Raw genomic sequence first — 298 nt, forward strand, 5'->3', positions numbered from 1 at the left:
GCTGATCTGGGAAGAGCTGATCGCCGCCGGCTTTGAATCGGGCCATGCGTATGGCAAATCGCTGCGTACGGTGAAGTCGTGCGTGGGCTCCACGTGGTGCCGGTATGGCGTGGGTGATTCGGTGGGTTTTGCAGTGGCGCTGGAGAACCGCTACAAGGGCCTGCGCTCGCCGCACAAGATCAAGTTTGGCGTATCGGGCTGCACGCGCGAATGCGCGGAAGCGCAAGGCAAGGACGTCGGCAGCATCGCCACCGAAACGGGCTGGAACCTGTACGTGTGCGGCAACGGCGGCATGAAG

The 298-nt window shown here is 63.1% G+C and carries 1 pseudogene; it reads left to right on the forward strand.

What is annotated here, in order from left to right:
- A pseudogene (locus RVY79_RS18910) lies at window positions 1-298 on the forward strand (nitrite reductase (NAD(P)H)); the annotation flags it as partial.

Source organism: Chromohalobacter sp. HP20-39, assembly GCF_033052815.1.
Classification (GTDB): domain Bacteria; phylum Pseudomonadota; class Gammaproteobacteria; order Pseudomonadales; family Halomonadaceae; genus Chromohalobacter.